The organism is Streptomyces luteosporeus, assembly GCF_039532865.1.
In the GTDB taxonomy this organism is placed as follows: domain Bacteria; phylum Actinomycetota; class Actinomycetes; order Streptomycetales; family Streptomycetaceae; genus Streptomyces; species Streptomyces luteosporeus.
Genome location: NZ_BAAASL010000012.1, coordinates 24,746 through 39,129, shown reverse-complemented (window position 1 = coordinate 39,129; position 14,384 = coordinate 24,746). Strand labels below are relative to the sequence as shown.

General features: G+C 73.1%; 13 protein-coding genes. 4 read left to right on the top strand and 9 right to left on the bottom strand.

The annotated features are described in order from the left end of the window. Window positions 1-33 precede the first annotated feature (33 nt). Window positions 34-1,692, bottom strand: coding sequence for an APC family permease (locus tag ABD361_RS17335; protein WP_344436245.1), 1,659 nt, complete (start codon window positions 1,690-1,692; stop codon window positions 34-36). Window positions 1,693-1,887: 195 nt separating this feature from the next. Further along, window positions 1,888-3,741, bottom strand: a complete 1,854-nt coding sequence (locus ABD361_RS17330; protein WP_344436244.1) for an ABC transporter ATP-binding protein — start codon at window positions 3,739-3,741, stop codon at window positions 1,888-1,890. Between the two features lie 266 nt (window positions 3,742-4,007). Between ABD361_RS17330 and ABD361_RS17325 the strand changes: the two genes are divergently transcribed. Together ABD361_RS17325 and ABD361_RS17320 are read left to right on the top strand one after the other, a co-directional pair. After that, complete coding sequence (locus tag ABD361_RS17325) at window positions 4,008-4,427, top strand: hypothetical protein (RefSeq protein ID WP_344436243.1); 420 nt, start codon at window positions 4,008-4,010, stop codon at window positions 4,425-4,427. Continuing rightward, the gene (locus ABD361_RS17320; RefSeq protein ID WP_344436242.1) at window positions 4,424-6,187 is read left to right on the top strand and encodes a caspase family protein; all 1,764 of its coding nucleotides are present in this window, start codon (window positions 4,424-4,426) and stop codon (window positions 6,185-6,187) included. Before ABD361_RS17325 ends, ABD361_RS17320 begins: the two co-directional genes overlap by 4 nt. A gap of 62 nt (window positions 6,188-6,249) precedes the next feature. On the opposite strand, the gene ABD361_RS17315 is transcribed toward ABD361_RS17320, so the two are convergent. Genes ABD361_RS17315 through ABD361_RS17305 form a run of 3 tightly spaced genes read right to left on the bottom strand, consistent with a single transcriptional unit; the run spans window position 6,250 to window position 8,937 of the window. Next, window positions 6,250-6,684 (bottom strand): enediyne antibiotic chromoprotein, encoded by a 435-nt coding sequence (locus ABD361_RS17315; RefSeq protein WP_344436241.1) that lies wholly within the window; start codon window positions 6,682-6,684, stop codon window positions 6,250-6,252. Between the two features lie 45 nt (window positions 6,685-6,729). Then, window positions 6,730-8,076: a cytochrome P450 gene (locus ABD361_RS17310; RefSeq protein ID WP_344436240.1), complete on the bottom strand. Its 1,347-nt coding sequence runs from the start codon at window positions 8,074-8,076 to the stop codon at window positions 6,730-6,732. 6 nt (window positions 8,077-8,082) lie between these two features. After that, window positions 8,083-8,937, bottom strand: coding sequence for a class I SAM-dependent methyltransferase (locus ABD361_RS17305; protein ID WP_344436239.1), 855 nt, complete (start codon window positions 8,935-8,937; stop codon window positions 8,083-8,085). A gap of 204 nt (window positions 8,938-9,141) precedes the next feature. On the opposite strand from ABD361_RS17305, the gene ABD361_RS17300 reads away from it, so the two are divergent. Both ABD361_RS17300 and ABD361_RS17295 read left to right on the top strand, forming a co-directional pair. Continuing rightward, window positions 9,142-9,837 carry a hypothetical protein gene (locus tag ABD361_RS17300; RefSeq protein ID WP_344436238.1) on the top strand — a complete coding sequence of 232 codons (696 nt, stop codon included), beginning with the start codon at window positions 9,142-9,144 and terminating at the stop codon, window positions 9,835-9,837. Between the two features lie 102 nt (window positions 9,838-9,939). Further along, window positions 9,940-10,341 carry a VOC family protein gene (locus tag ABD361_RS17295; RefSeq protein WP_344436236.1) on the top strand — a complete coding sequence of 134 codons (402 nt, stop codon included), beginning with the start codon at window positions 9,940-9,942 and terminating at the stop codon, window positions 10,339-10,341. A 61-nt stretch (window positions 10,342-10,402) separates the two neighbouring features. Here the strand turns inward: ABD361_RS17295 and ABD361_RS17290 are convergent, their stop codons facing one another. The 4 genes from ABD361_RS17290 to ABD361_RS17275 form a co-directional block, all read right to left on the bottom strand. Beyond that, window positions 10,403-11,716 (bottom strand): alkyl sulfatase dimerization domain-containing protein, encoded by a 1,314-nt coding sequence (locus ABD361_RS17290; RefSeq protein ID WP_344436235.1) that lies wholly within the window; start codon window positions 11,714-11,716, stop codon window positions 10,403-10,405. A 62-nt stretch (window positions 11,717-11,778) separates the two neighbouring features. After that, window positions 11,779-12,495, bottom strand: a complete 717-nt coding sequence (locus ABD361_RS17285) for a sulfotransferase family protein (RefSeq protein WP_344436234.1) — start codon at window positions 12,493-12,495, stop codon at window positions 11,779-11,781. A 21-nt stretch (window positions 12,496-12,516) separates the two neighbouring features. Beyond that, entirely contained in the window at window positions 12,517-13,317 is an 801-nt protein-coding gene (locus tag ABD361_RS17280; RefSeq protein ID WP_344436232.1) for an ABC transporter permease, read from the bottom strand. Further along, the gene (locus tag ABD361_RS17275; protein WP_344436231.1) at window positions 13,317-14,384 is read right to left on the bottom strand and encodes an ATP-binding cassette domain-containing protein; all 1,068 of its coding nucleotides are present in this window, start codon (window positions 14,382-14,384) and stop codon (window positions 13,317-13,319) included. The genes ABD361_RS17280 and ABD361_RS17275 overlap by 1 nt, the downstream gene beginning before the upstream one ends.

The following is a 14,384-nucleotide window of genomic DNA, read 5'->3' as shown; positions in this document are numbered from 1 at the left end:
GCGCAGGGCAGGGACCAGGAGGTCAGGGGGGCGTCAGGAGACGGTGGCGCCGGCGGGCTCGGGCTCGGCCTGCGGGGCGGCGGGGGCCGTGGCCGTGACGGGATCGGGGGCGGGCAGCCCGGCGCGGTGGGCGTCGACCCCGGCACGTACGGCCCAGAAGTAGAACCCGAGGGCGGACAGGCCGACGAGGGCGATGTCCACGCCGCCCGGGATCACCCCGTGGCCGCCGAAGCGGGTGCTGCCGAGGGCGGAGAGGCCGGCGAGCCACAGCAGGAAGGCGGCCATCCACCAGGCGGGGGCGAACTGCCGCAGCAGGCTCCGCTCGCCCCGGCGGCGCAGCACGACGGCGGCGATGGGCAGGGAGAGCAGGGTCAGCAGGGCGACCTTGCCGGTGTTGGGCCACTTGGACCAGTACAGGGCGCAGGCGGCGAAGGCGAAGGTGACCGGGCACAGCACCCGGGCGGCGGGCAGCCGGAAGGGCCGGGGCAGGTCGGGCCTGGTGCGCCGGAAGACGCCGACGGCGATGGGGCCCATGAGGTAGGAGACGACCATGGCGGCGGAGACGACGCCGGCCAGCGCCTCCCAGCTGTGGCCGACGGTGACCAGCAGCAGGACGGAGAAGCCGAGGTTGAGCCACATGGCCGGGCGGGCGACGCCGTAGCGGGGGTGGACCTCGGCGATCTTCTTGGGGAAGAAGCCGGTCTCGGCGAGGTTCTGGGCGAGGTACGCGGAGGAGGCGACGTTGCCGATGTTGGCGCCGTTGGGCGAGATGAACGCGCCGAACTGCAGCATGGTGACGACCCAGTGCAGCATCAGGAGCTTGGCGAGGTCGGCGAAGGGCGAGGCGAAGTTGATGCCGCTCCAGCCGCCGGCCTCGGCGAGCCGCTCGGGCGGCACGGCGCCGAGGAAGGCGACCTGCAGGGCGAGGTAGATGACCAGGCCGAGGCTGAGGGCGCCGACGAGGGCGAGGGGGATGGCGCGGCCGGGATTGCGGGCGGCGCCGCCGAGGTTGACCACGGCCTGGAAGCCGTTGAAGGCGAAGACCACGCCGGAGGCGCTGACGGCGGTCAGCACGGCGGACCAGCCGTTGGGCGCGAAGCCGCCCTGGGCGGTGAAGTTGCCGGTGTGGAAGCCGGAGGCGATCAGGGCGCCGACGGCGAGCACGGGGATGGCGAACTTCACCAGGGTCAGCAGGTTGTTGGCGCGGGCCAGCAGCGAGACCGACCAGTAGCAGGCGAGCCACAGGGCGAACGTCAGGGCCAGGGCGGTGAGCATGCCGGTGCCGCTGAGGCTGCCGTCGGTGACCAGGCCGCGGGCCCAGCCGAAGCTCCACGAGGACATGTACTGGGTGCCGGCGATGGCCTCGATGGGGATCAGCGAGGCGGTGGCGATCCACACGGCCCAGCCGGTGACGAAGCCGAGGACGGGGCCGTGGGAGAGGGAGCCGAAGCGGGCCATGGCGCCCGGCAGCGGGTAGGCGGCCCCGACCTCGGCGTACGTCATGGCGATCATGCCGATGAAGACGGCGCCGATGACCCAGGCGACCAGGGCGGCGGGGCCGGCGACCTGGGCCGCCTGTCCGGCTCCGAAGAGCCAGCCGGAGCCGAAGATGGAGCCCAGACCGATCATGATCAGGGCGAAGAGGCTCAGGCCTTGCTGACCGGCCGGCCGATTGGCCGCGCTGAGATCCACGTGGTGCTTTCCGTTCTGTACGACAGACGCGGGGCGCCCGTGCGTCTCCTCGCGAAAAGCAACACCCGCCGTGCGTGGCGTCCCGCCGGCACCGGCCGGGGACACGAAAACGACGCCGGACATATTACGTCAACCGCAGGAAACAACTCCAACCGGGCCCCGGCCGCGGGCGGGCCGCGACCGGGGCCCGCCGCCTCAGCGGTCCTGGCTGAGCCGGTACAGCTCCTGGAACAGCCCGCCGGCCCTGACCAAGGTCTCGAACGTACCCTGCTCGATGATCCGGCCCCGCTCCAGGACCACGATCCGGTCGGCGATGCGGGTGTTGTCCAGGCGGTGGGTGACCACGACGGTGACCCGCTCGGCCGCCGTCTTCTTCAGCTCGGTGAAGATCTGGTGCTCGCCGCGCGCGTCCATCTCCGAGGTCGGCTCGTCCAGCACCAGGACGGACGGGCGGCGGTAGAGCGCGCGGGCGCAGGCGATGCGCTGCCACTGCCCGCCGGAGAGGTCGACCCCGCCCCACAGCTCCCGGGCCAGCAGGGTGTCCAGGCCCTCGGGGAGCTCCTCGACGGCCTCGCGCATGCCGACCTGCTCCAGCGCCCGCCACACCGGGCCGTCGTCCAGGGTGTGGGGCTGGCCGAGGGTGACGTTCTCGCGCACCGACAGCGGCCAGTGCGCGAAGTTCTGCGGCACCAGGCCGGTGCGGGCCCACACGGTGTCGGGGTCGGCGCCGGCGAGGTCCACCCCGTCCCAGGTCACGCTGCCCTTGTCGGCGACGGTCAGCCCGGTGAGCAGCTGGACGAGGGTGGACTTGCCCGATCCGTTCTCGCCGACGACCGCGACCACCTCGCCCTGCCGCAGGGTCAGCGTCACCTCGTCGACGGCCGGGCGGGGACGGCCGGGGTAGGCGTAGGAGACCCGGTCGGCGCGGATCGTGCCCGGTGCGGGCGGCGCCTGGAGCTCCCCGCGGCGGGCCTCGAGGCCCCGGGCGTCGTCCACGAACCGCTTCCAGTCGCCGAGGAAGAGGGTGGAGTGGAACAGCGAAGTGCAGTAGTGCACCACGTTGGTGAGGTTGGCCAGGGCCGTGCGCACCGCCACGACGGCCGTCGCCGAGACGGCGAGGGAGACCCGCCCGGTCAGCGTCAGCCACAGCAGCACGCCCCACGCGCCGGTCAGGCACACCCCGCCGCCCGCGGCCGAGACCAGGTTCACGCGCAGTTGCCGGCCGGCGGCGCCCACGCTGCGCGCATCGAGCCGGTCGGAGAGGGTGCGGTACCAGAAGGCCAGGTACCAGCGCATGCGGTTGCCGCGCACCTCCGGGGCCAGCACGGAGGTGGTCACGTGCCAGCGCATCATGCCTTTGACGTTGCGGCCGGCGGCGTTCGCGTAGTGGGTGCGGTGCTCGATGCGCGCCTCCATCACCGCGCCGGTGCCGGAGGGGACGACGGCGAGGACGAGCACCGGCAGCATCAGCGGGTGCAGCACGGTGAGCACGCCGAAGGCGGCGACGAGGCGGATGAGGGCGGCCATGAACGCCTGCGCGTCGTAGAGCATGCGGTCGCAGCGCACCACGCCGGTCTCCGCGGCGTCCTGCTCGTCGGAGAAGCGCGGCTGGTTGAAGGCCACCAGCTCCACCGCCATCAGCGCCTCGACCATCTCCAGGTCCGCCGCGGTCAGCAGGCGGGGCTTGAGCCGGGCCACGGCCCACGAGGCCAGCCCGTAGGCCACCCGGCCCACCCCGGCCGCCACCGCCACCACGACCAGCGCCGGGACGGCCTCGCCCACCCGGTCGGCCACCGGGCCGGCGCCCAGCAGCGGCACCATGGCCTGCGCGGTGGCGGCGAGCACGACGGCCGCGGCGAAGCCGGAGGCGAGCTGGCAGCCGAACAGCACGACCACGTCGCGCCGGTCGATGCGCCAGGCCATGCGCCAGATCTGGGCGAGCAGTGCCGGGATCTTGGCGCACAGTCCGAAGAACGACGCGCCCTCGAACGCCGTTCTGCTCACCGAGGCCCGTGCGTTGCGGATCTCCTTGGGCTCGGGAAAGGGCACCCCCCCCCGCCCCGTGCGTCTGTTTGCTCTTGGTTCCGTCCGCCATCGACCGTTCCCTTCGTGTGTGCGGTTCGGTGTCCGTTTCAGGACACCCGGTGCTCAACAGGGCCGTACGGAGCGAGGACACGGGCATATGACCGCTGGAACGTTCAACCTCCGCCGGGCGCCGCACCGCCCGCCGCGCCTTGCACACCGACCGCACGGATCACAGACTGGAACGTGAGGAGGCGCGCGCCGGCCCCCAGGAGCGGGAAGGGGCGATTGCCGTGGAAGCCGAGACCGCGGGCAACCGGCTGCACATCCTGCTGTCCGAGGACAGCGCCGATGCCGAGCGCCTGGAGCAGCTCGCCCGCTACCTGCGCGACGATCTGCTGGAGCTCGACGTCGAGGACGTCACCGCCGTACCGGCCCAGGAGCAGGCGCCGCCCGGCGCCCGGGCCGTGGACGTCACGCAGGTGGGCGCCCTGCTGGTGAGCCTGGGCAGCTCGGCGGCGGCCCTGCGCCAGGTGGTCGCCACCGTGCAGGAGTGGTGGGGCCGCTGCCGGGAGGACCGCCCCTCGCTGCGGCTGTCCATGGACGACGACGTGCTGGAGCTCTCCGACGCCTCGCCGGAACACGTCACCCAGGCCTTCGACCTGTTCGTGCAGCGGCACACGCCGCAGGGCACCTCGGGGGCGCCGCCGTGACCGGGGACCGGCACGCACTGATCGTCGCCAACGACACCTACGCCGACGAGGGCCTGAGCCGGCTGCGGGCCCCGGCGCAGGACGCCGTGGCGCTCGCGGAGGTGCTCGCCGACCCCGCCATCGGCGGCTTCGACGTGCAGGTGGTGCGCAACGAGCCCGCGCACGTCGTCGCCCTGCGCATCGAGGACTTCTTCTGCGACCGCCGCCGCGACGACACGCTGCTGCTGCACCTGTCCTGCCACGGGCTCAAGAGCGTCTCCGGTGAGCTGTACTTCGCCGCCACCGACACCCGGCCCGAGCGGCTGACCTCCACGGCCGTGTCGGCCGGCGACGTGCGCCGCCTGATGTCCGGCACCCTGGCGCGCAGCATCGTCCTGTTCCTGGACTGCTGCTACGGCGGCGCCTTCCCCAAGGGGATGGCCGCGCGCGCCGCGGGCGACGTGGGCGTGCTCGACCGCTTCGAGGGCGGGCGGTCCGACGGGGGGCGCGGCTGGGCCGTGATCACCGCGGCGACCGGGATGCAGTTCGCGTTCGAGGACAACGAGCTGACCGAGGCCCGCACCCCGCGGCCCTCGCTGTTCACCGGCGCGCTGGTGCGCGGCCTGTCCACCGGCGAGGCGGACCGCGACGAGGACGGCCGGATCTCCCTGGACGAGCTGTACGACTACGTCTCCGCCCGGGTGCGGCGGGAGAACCCCCACCAGACGCCGACGCGCAGCGTGGACATGCAGGGCGACCTGTACATCGCCCGCAGCGGGCACCGCCGGGTGGTCCCCGCGCCGGTGCCGGACCCCGTGCGCGCCGCGATGACCAGCGACGACATCTTCACCCGCCGCGGGGCCATCGCCGAGCTGCGCTCCTGCTTGGAGAGCACCGACCTGCCCGTGGCCGCGGGCGCCCGCGACGCCCTGGCGGAGATGGCGCGCAAGGACATCCGCTCGGTGGCGACGGAGGCGGGCCGGGTGCTGGACGAGATGGCCCTGCGGGCCCGGCCGGACCGGCTGGAGTTCGCCGCGGTGCCCCGCGGCACCCCCGCGCCGCACGGGACGGTGCAGCTCCTGGGCCCGCCGCTGGCCCGCGCCGCCGTCGTCAGGCCGACGGAGGACTGGCTGCGGGTGATGGACTCCCCCGAGGGCCTGGACGTCAGCGTCGACACCTCGCGTACGGGGCGTTTCAGCGGTGACGTGGTGCTGAAGGGGGCCGGCGGCGAGGCGGTGGTGCACGTGGACGCGGAAGTGGTGGCGGCTCCCCCGCCGCCACCGGACGTACCACCGGGGCGGACCCCGCAGCCGAGCCCGCAGCCGGCGCCGGAGCGCCGGCGGGAGGCGGAGCACCCGCAAGGGCAGGAGCCACCGCGCGCACCCCGGCCGGCGCACCGCGCCCAGCGCGCGACCGGGCTCGCGGCGGCGGCCGCCGTGCTGGGCCTCACCTCGGTGATCACGTTCGTCGTGGCGGCCGTGGCCGCCTCCGACGCGGTCCGCAACCGCGTGGTGGAAGGCGGGACACAGTTGGAGGACCAGGTGGCCGCGGCCGGGATGTTGACGCCGCTCAACTGGAGCATCACCACCGCGATGCTCGCCCTGATCGCCGTCCCCCTGGCCCGCCGGGCCCTCACCCCGCCGGGTGGCACTGTCCCGTCCGGCCGCCCGGCGCGCCTGACCTCGTTCCTGTGCCGGACGGCCAAGGCGTTCGCGATCCCGGCCCTGGTGCTGGCGGTCACTGTCCTGGTCGCGTTCCTCGTCGCGGCCCACTACGCCTGACGGCGACCGCCCGGGCCGCCCCGGTCACCGGGACGACGCGCCGATCACCGGAAGGAAGCCGATCACCGGAAGGAAATGGGCACCGCGGCCGGGCCGTTGCCGGTCGCATCGCCCATGCCGACCAGGCACTGGGTCACCGCGCAGTCGATGACGCCCCAGCGAGCGCCTCCGTAGGAGACGCCGTTGAACTTCTTGTGCACCTTCACGGAAGTGTGCAGCGAGCCGTCGGCGCCTGCGGAAACATGGGTGAACACCGCCATGTTGCAGGCCAGCGCTCCGGACGCCACCCAGGCGCACTGGCCGACGTCGTAGCCGTTGCCGGCCTTGAGTCCCGTTGCGGCGACGCGCACGACGCCGCCGTCGCCCAGCCCGGACGACGGGGTGACGGTGGCCTTGGGCGGTTCCGCGGAAGCGGAGGTTCCCAGGCCCACGGCCAGCGTCAGTGCAGCGGCTCCGGCGGCCGCGACCGCAGCGGTCCGTTTCGTCCTCACGAACATGTCGAGCACTCCTTTCCTCTCCTCGTGCGGGCTCCCCCGTTTCTTTCAGCGGTGCCGGGCCCCGGCCGGGGCCCGGTATGCGATCGGGCAGGCCCCCGCCGGACGCGAGGGACCCACCCTGCGCTCGGGCGCGGGATGCGGGTCGACGAGCCGCATCTCGTACCGGCGCAGCAGGAGGGCGAGGACCAGGCGCATCTCGAGGTCGGCCAGGTGCCGGCCGAGACAGGCGTGGCCGCCGCCGCTGAAGTTGAGCAGTCCGGCCACCGCCCGCCCCTCGGGGTCCCGTGCGGACGAGAAGCGGTCCGGGTCGAAGGTGCCGGGGTCCGGGTACAGCTCGGGATCGCGGTGGGTGACCGGCGGGCACAGCAGGGTCTTCCAGCCGCTCGGCACGCTGTGGCCGCCCACCTCGTAGGTCTCCTCGACGGACCGGGTCAGCACGGTGGTGACCGGCCGCAGGCGCTGGACCTCCCACAGGCACCGGCCCAGCAGTTCCAGCTTCCGCAGCGCGCCGACGGGCACCGGGTCCTCGCCCGCGGGCAGGACGGCGCGGACCTCCTCGGCCACCGGTGCCAGCTGCCGTGGGTGCTGGAGCAGCAGGACCAGTGCCCAGGCGAGCTGGGCGGCCGTCGTCTCGTACGACGCGTAGCACAGGATGAGGGCGAGCCCCACGGCCGTGTCCTCGTCGAAGGGCGCACCGTCGCCGTCGTGGGCGGCGGCGATCGTGGCCAGGTAGCCCCGGCGGGCGGGGTCCTGGCCGGCGCGGGCGGCCCGCAGTTCGGGCAGGAGCATGGTGAACAGCCGCCGCCGGGCGCGGTTGCGGCGGACCAGCCGGGGCAGCGGGAAGTTCTCGGGCAGCAGGAACTCCATGCCGGCTGCCACGTCGAGGAAGAGCCTGCGGAACTCCGCGCCGTGCCGCGCGCGGAAGTCCTCGCCCAGCACCAGCCGTACGGCGATGTCCAGGGTGAGCCGCTGCATGGCGGGGTTGGCGTCGAAGCGGCCCGAGGTGCCGAGAGAGGCCACCCAGGCGTGGATGTCGCGGGCCACGGGAGCGGTCCTGTCCTCGACGTGCCGTCCGCGGAAGGCGGGCAGCAGTGCGGCGCGCTGCGCCAGGTAGTCCCGGTGGGCCGCGGCCTGCATCACGTCGCCGAACATGGGCCTGAGCCATTGGTAGACGGGTCGTACGGCGAGTGTGCTCTCGGGCAGCGCGAGCACCTGACGGCTCTCGTGGGGGCCGGTGACGACGGCGGCACGGTCGGGGCCCAGGCGCACCGAGAAGACCGGGCCGTGCGCCCGCCGTCCGGCGTCGATCAGGGCGACGGGGTCCTTGAAGAAGGACGGTGCGTGCCCGGCGAGGGGCAGTGCGCCCGGTGCGAGCGGCGGGGGTGTCGGCACGCCGGGTCACCTCGCCCGGCTGGTGGCACGGGTGAACCACACGTTCCACCGGACGGTGAGTTCTCCGTGCTCGTCGCGGACCTCTTCCATGCGGCGGTAGGCGGCGGCGCGGGCGTCCGGCAGGCGCTCCGGCGGCACGGCCTCCAGCACCACGCGCCCGCCGGTCTGCCAGAGCCAGTCCCACCACTGGCCGGGTCCCGAGAAGCGGAGGTCGAGGTTGACGTCCTGGATGTCGACGCCGGTGAATCCCGCACCGGCGACCAGCCGCGCCAGGGACTCCTTGCTGCCGAAGGGCGACTGCCCCCGGCCGGGGATGTCGGGCAGCCCGTCCGGAAGGAATGCCGGCAGGGCGTCCGTGACGTGCAGGAAGCGGGGGTCGACGGGACCGAAGGAACTCATGGCCAGCCGGCCGCCGGGGCGCAGCAGGTGCGCGTAGCGGCCGAGGGCGGCCGCCGGGTCGGGCAGCAGGAAGACCACGAGGCCGGCGAGCACGAGGTCGAAGGAGTGCGGCGGGAAGGCGGGCCGCATCGCGTCGCCGCTCTGCACGACGACGTGGTGCAGGCCGCGTGCGGCGGCGAGTTCCGCCGTCCGGCGGACCATCGCCGGTGCGGCGTCGATGGCGGTGACCCGGCCCTGCGGTCCCACCGCCTCGGCGGCGGGGAGCGTGCACGCGCCGTGACCGCAGCCGACGTCGAGCACGTGGTGTCCGGGGTCCGGCCGGGCGCTGTCCACGAGGCGGCGGCCGAGCGGGGCGAAGAACTCCACCCCGGTGCGGTCGTACGTGGCCGCGGCGCGTTCGTAGACCCCGGCGACCTCGGCCACGTCGTCGGGGGCGGTGCTGCGCGGGGATCCGGACTCCATGGAGCAGCACGTTCCTTTCGGGTCGGGAAGGCCTCTCGTCGCATCGTCCCGTACGGAAGGCGTCCGGTGTTCTCCTGCCTTGCTCGATCGCGCGGCCGGTCGGCACAGGGGCCGGACGGGCCGGGCAAGCTCGAAGTAGTGCGTCTGCGAGGGGCGTTCCTACGATCGAAGCGTCCTCGGCACGTCTGGCGACGGGAGAAGGCAGTGGGCGTACTGGGTCTGCACAACGAATGTCCTCCGACCAACTATGCGACCGGCGAGGCGGCTGAGATCTCCGAAGGGCTGGTCGCCGACGCCGTGGCGACCGCGGCGACCCTCAGGGCCGTACGGGACACGCTCGACGCCCTGGCCGCGCTCGACGACACGGTGCGGTACGTGGTGGAAGCCTCCGGCACGGCCGTCTCGCGGTCCGGTGAGGTGGACTCCGGCGCGGTGACGTCCGCCATGAAGCACGTCACCACGACGTACGACGCGTGCTTCCGCGCGCTCGACGGCACGGTGGCGCAGATCGACCTGGCGGTCGGCAAGTACCAGTTCCTGCAGTCCTACGCCGCGGCGGCGCTGGCCAAGGGGCGGGACGAGTGCTACGAGCAGACGCTGCGCACGCTGGGCGAGGGCGGGTTCACCGGCATGGCCCAGGGCCGTATCGCGCGGTTGCGCAAGCTGCGGGTCCGCGTGCAGCTGCTGCAGGACATGGAGGAGAACGGCCGGCGGATTCTGGCCGGGTACGACTTCAACGCCTTCTTCATGAAGTTCATGCAGCCGATGCGCGATCTGGCCCTGGCGTCGCAGGACCTGTACGACGAGGTGGTGCGCGGGGCCCTGGTCGCCTACGACACTCTGGTGCGGGTGTGCGACCTCAATCCGTCCGAGGCGGCCGCCGCGGGATACGCCGAATAAACGCGGCCGGTTCTTCCGGTACGGCCTCGTGGTCGGCGCATTTCGGCTAGCCTGGGTGGGCAACAGGAGATCGATCTTCCGAATGTCGTGGGGAGTTCAGGAATGGGCGTCACCCAGATCACCTTGCTTTCCGTTCCGGTGACCGATCAGGAGGCGGCGAAGAGTTTCTACGAAAAGCTCGGGTTCGAGGTCGTCAGCGACCACGAGATGCGGCCCGAGGAAATGCCGCCGGAGCCCGGTCTGCGGTGGCTGCAGCTCGGCACTCCGCAGGGCGGTTGTTCCATCGTGCTGGTCACCTGGGACGTGGGCGGGATGAAGCCCGGCATGCAGCAGTTCTCCCTGGCCGCCGACGACGTCGCGGCGCTGCACGCCGAGCTCGCCGGCCAGGGCGTGCAGTCCAACGGCGGTCTGATGGAGGCGCCGTGGGGTGCCTTCTTCTCCGTCAACGACCCTGACGGCAACCACCTGCTCGTCGTCGAGCACCCCGCGGAAGCCAAGGACTGACAAGGACTGACCGGGTCGCGGATCGCCGGAGGTGCGGGTGCACCTCCGGCGATCCGCCGCGTCAGGGGGCCCAGCCGCCGCCCATCTGCTGCCAGGGGTCCTCGCCCTCGGCGCGTGCCCGGGACTCCGCGGCCGCCCAGCCGTAGACGGAGCGCGCCATGAAGGAGCCGGCACCGGCCTCCAGCGCCGAGAAGACCTCCGCGCGGATGCGGTGCACCTCGGCGTGGTCCGGGTCGCCCTCGTCCGTGCACAGCGCGGCCAGTTCGGCGAGGTGCCCGGCGAGCCGGGTGCGCCCGCTGCCGGAGAGCTCCCGAGCCCTGCGGGCCAGGCGCACGGCACCGCCGGCCAGGGCGGCGACCTCGGCGGCCAGTTCCGTGCGGGGTGCGGGGCGCAGGGCCGACGGGTCGCCGTCGTACCACCCTCCGTACTGCCGCCACAGGTTGCGGACGATGAACTCCGGCTCGTCGTAGCTGGGGCGCAGATAGGGCCGTTCCAGCAGTCCGGGCGGCACCGTCACGGAGTGCAGCACCCGGTCCAGGGTGGCGCCCTCGTTCATCAGGGCCAGCACCTTGCGGTGCAGGTGTTCCAGGAGTTCCGCTGCCGACAGCAGCGTCTCGCTGATGCGGTCGGCGCCGGCGACGGGCACGCCGTGGCCGGGCAGCAGGAGCTCGGCGCCGAGTCCGGCCATCCAGCGCAGGGCCTCGGCCCATTCCGCGACGTAGCGCTGTACCTTCTGCGGGTTGCCGGCGTTGGGGGCGTTCCACGCGAAGAAGTCGCCGCAGCACAGGATGCGCGGTTCGGGGAACCAGGCCATGGTGGCGTCGTCGGTCTCGCCGCGGCCGTGTCGCAGATGGGCCTGCAGGCCGCCCCACCGCACCTCGAGCAGGTCGCTGTAGGTGCGGTCGGCACGCCGGAAGACCGTGGGCCAGGTCAGCCTCGGGGCCCGGAACTGCCTTCGGTTGACCATGGTGTTGTAGCCGGCCGTCAGTACGTAGCGGTCGAACCTGCGGTCGACGGCCTCGTGGGCGATCACCTGGGGCGGTGGTGTGCCGGTGCGGGCGGCCTCGCGGTCGAACGGGGTCACGCCGAGGACGTGGTCGACGTGGCCGTGGGAGTGGACGACGCCGAGGACGGGGCTCGCCGACCGGGCGCGTACGGCGGTGTGCAGGTCTCCGGCGGTGTGCCGGTCCCCGGAGTCGAAGAGCAGCAGGCCCTCGGAGGTCCGGAAGACGTAGACGTTGCCGGTGGCCGGCCACATCCACACGTCGTCGGCGACCCGGTGCAGGCCCTCCTTGCGGAAGGCTCCGCTGAAGTAGGCGGTGAGGTCGTCCTCGCCGTGCCACACCCGTGCTGCGTACTGCATGAGCTCGTCCACGACACCGTGCCCTTCGTGATGTCCTCGGTGCTCCGTCGGTGGTGCTCCACCGGTGTGCCCGGTCAGCGGTGCCGCAGTGCCCGGACCGGCCGCCCGAGGATCCGGCCCAGGCCCCGCAGGACCTGCTTGCGGGTGAAGCGCTGCCAGGCCCTGCGGTCGTTCTCGTGCGGGAAGGGGACGTCGGGGACGGGGACGCCGAGGAAGGCGCACAGCGGTTCCCAGCCTTGCGCCACCTCGTACTCCAGCAGCCGGTCGCCGGGCACGCCGGCCCTGACCTGCCGCAGGTGCTCCTGGAAAACCGCGACGGCGGTGGTCTCGTCGTCGATGGGCCGGTCGCCGAAATGCCGCCGGAAGACGCCGTCGAAGACGGGCCGGAAATTACGCAGCCGCTTGTCCGCGGCCAGCAGGGGAATGCGCATCAAGGGCAGGATGATGCGCCACGCGACGCCCTTCCGGTAGGAGATGAAGATGGTGTTGCGGCAACTGGCGTACCATGCGTGGGGATCGCGCGTGGTGAGGATGACACGGGCCTTCGGATAATGCTCGGCGAGCTCTTTCCAGAATGCGGCACCGGGCCAGTCGACGGTGGAGCGATAACCCGCGAAAACGGCGTCCCAGTCCACCGTTCGGCCGCTGACGGCGGCCTCCCAGTGGGCCAGTCGCGCGGGGTCGCGGAAGATTTCCCTGGTGTGGTAGGCCGGGCCGTATCCCAGGATTTCCAGCGCCCGTTTCAGCGAGGTCGTCCCGGTGCGGCCCAGGCCGGCTCCGATGATGTCCACGTGGCCGCCTTCCTGCCGCGTTCAGGCGGCGACGGCACGGCGGAAGAGCCGTGTCGCCAGCGGAACGAATACCACGAGCAGGCCCAGGGACCACAGCACCGACTGCCACGCCTGGTCACCGGGGCCGGTGCCGTTGAACCACGCCCGGGCGGCGTTGATCGTCAGCGTCACCGGGCTGTGGTCGGCGACCGCCTGCAGCCAGCCGGGCATGGCCGTGGTGGGGACGAAGGCCGAGCTGACGAAGCCGAGCAGGAACAGCCAGGGCATGGAGGTGGTCTGGGCGCCCTCGGCGCTGCTCGCGGTGATGCCCACGCAGGCCAGCACCCAGGCGAGGGCGAACCCGAACAGCAACAGGATGCCCGCTCCGGCCAGGGTGTCGGTGAACGAGCCGTGGAAGCGGAAGCCGAAGGCCAGTCCCACGAGGCTGGTGACGACCAGCGCGATCAGGTTGCGCACGGACTCGGCGAGGGTGCGGCCCACCAGCACCGAGGCGCTGTTCATCGGCAGGGAGCGGAAGCGGTCCATCATGCCGTTGCGCATGTCCTCGGCGATGCCCACGCACATGCCGGCCATGCCGCCGAAGACGATGACCTGGCCGAAGACGCCGGGCAGCAGGAACTGCTTGTAGTCGCCGCCCGGCACGGTGATGGCCCCGCCGAAGACGTAGGCGAACAGCACGAAGAACATGATGGGTTGGAGCACCGCGGCCATCAGCTGGTCCGGGCGGCGGCGGATGTGCCGCATGTTGCGGCCCGCCAGCAGCCAGGCGTCGCCGGCACCCGCCAGCGCTCCGGAGCGTCCCGCGGACGCAGTCGCACTCATCACCGCTCCCCTCCCGGCGCACGGCGGGCCCCGCGGCCCCGCCCGCCTCGACCGCCACGCTTGTCTCGCCCGCCTCGACCGCCTCGTCCGCCTGCCGCGGCGGCCTCGGCTCCTGTTGCTTCCCGCTCTTCCAGACCGCTGCCGGTCAGGGTGAGGAAGACGTCGTCCAGCGTGGGGCTGCGGACGGCGTGCGTGGCCACCTGGACGCCCGCCGCACGCAGGTCGCGCAGCGCGCCGCCCACCCCCTCCTCGCCCTCCTTCAGCCGCAGCGTGATCCGTGCCGCGGTCCGGTCGAGCTGCGGCTCCCCGAGCGCGCGGGGTGCGAGGACGCCCACCGCGGCGTCCAGCCGGGCCGGGTCCGCCAGCGCGAACTCCACCCGGTCGCCGCCGATCTGCTCCTTGAGCACGGCCGGTGTGCCCTGGGCGACGGCCCGCCCCTGGTCCAGCACCGTGACCGTGTCGGCGAGCCGGTCCGCCTCCTCCAGGTACTGCGTCGTCAGCAGCAGGGTCGTGCCGTCGCGGACCAGTTGTTCGATCTCCGCCCAGAGCCCGAGCCGGGAGCGCAGGTCGAGGCCCGTGGTGGGTTCGTCGAGGAAGAGCACCCTGGGCTTGATCAGCAGGCTGGCGGCGAGGTCCAGGCGCCGCCGCATGCCGCCGGAGTACGTGCCGACCCGGCGGTCGGCGGCCTCCGTCAGGCCGAAGCGCTCGAGGAGTTCCTGCGCCCGGTCCCGGGCGCCGGCCCTGCCCATCCGGTAGAGGCCGCCGACCAGTTCGAGGTTCTCCCGGCCGGTGAGGATGCCGTCCACCGCCGCGAACTGGCCGGTCAGGCCGATCAGGCCGCGCACCCGGCGCGGCTCGGCCACCACGTCGTGGCCGCAGATGGCCACGCGCCCGGCGTCCGGGCGCAGCAGCGTGGACAGCACCCTGACCATGGTCGTCTTGCCGGCGCCGTTGGGGCCCAGCAGGGCGATCACGGAGCCGGCCGGCGCCGACAGCGAGATGCCGTCCAGGACCTGTCGCTTGCCCAGCCGCTTGCTGAGCCCTTCCACCACGATCGAGTCGGCCAC

What these genes read in the sequence shown, in the direction of transcription:
- ABD361_RS17315 (WP_344436241.1), bottom strand. Translation starts at nt 6,684, where the DNA reads ATGTTCGTGAGGACGAAACGGACCGCTGCGGTCGCGGCCGCCGGAGCC.
- ABD361_RS17305 (WP_344436239.1), bottom strand. Translation starts at nt 8,937, where the DNA reads ATGGAGTCCGGATCCCCGCGCAGCACCGCCCCCGACGACGTGGCCGAG.
- ABD361_RS17295 (WP_344436236.1), top strand. Translation starts at nt 9,940, where the DNA reads ATGGGCGTCACCCAGATCACCTTGCTTTCCGTTCCGGTGACCGATCAG.
- ABD361_RS17280 (WP_344436232.1), bottom strand. Translation starts at nt 13,317, where the DNA reads ATGAGTGCGACTGCGTCCGCGGGACGCTCCGGAGCGCTGGCGGGTGCC.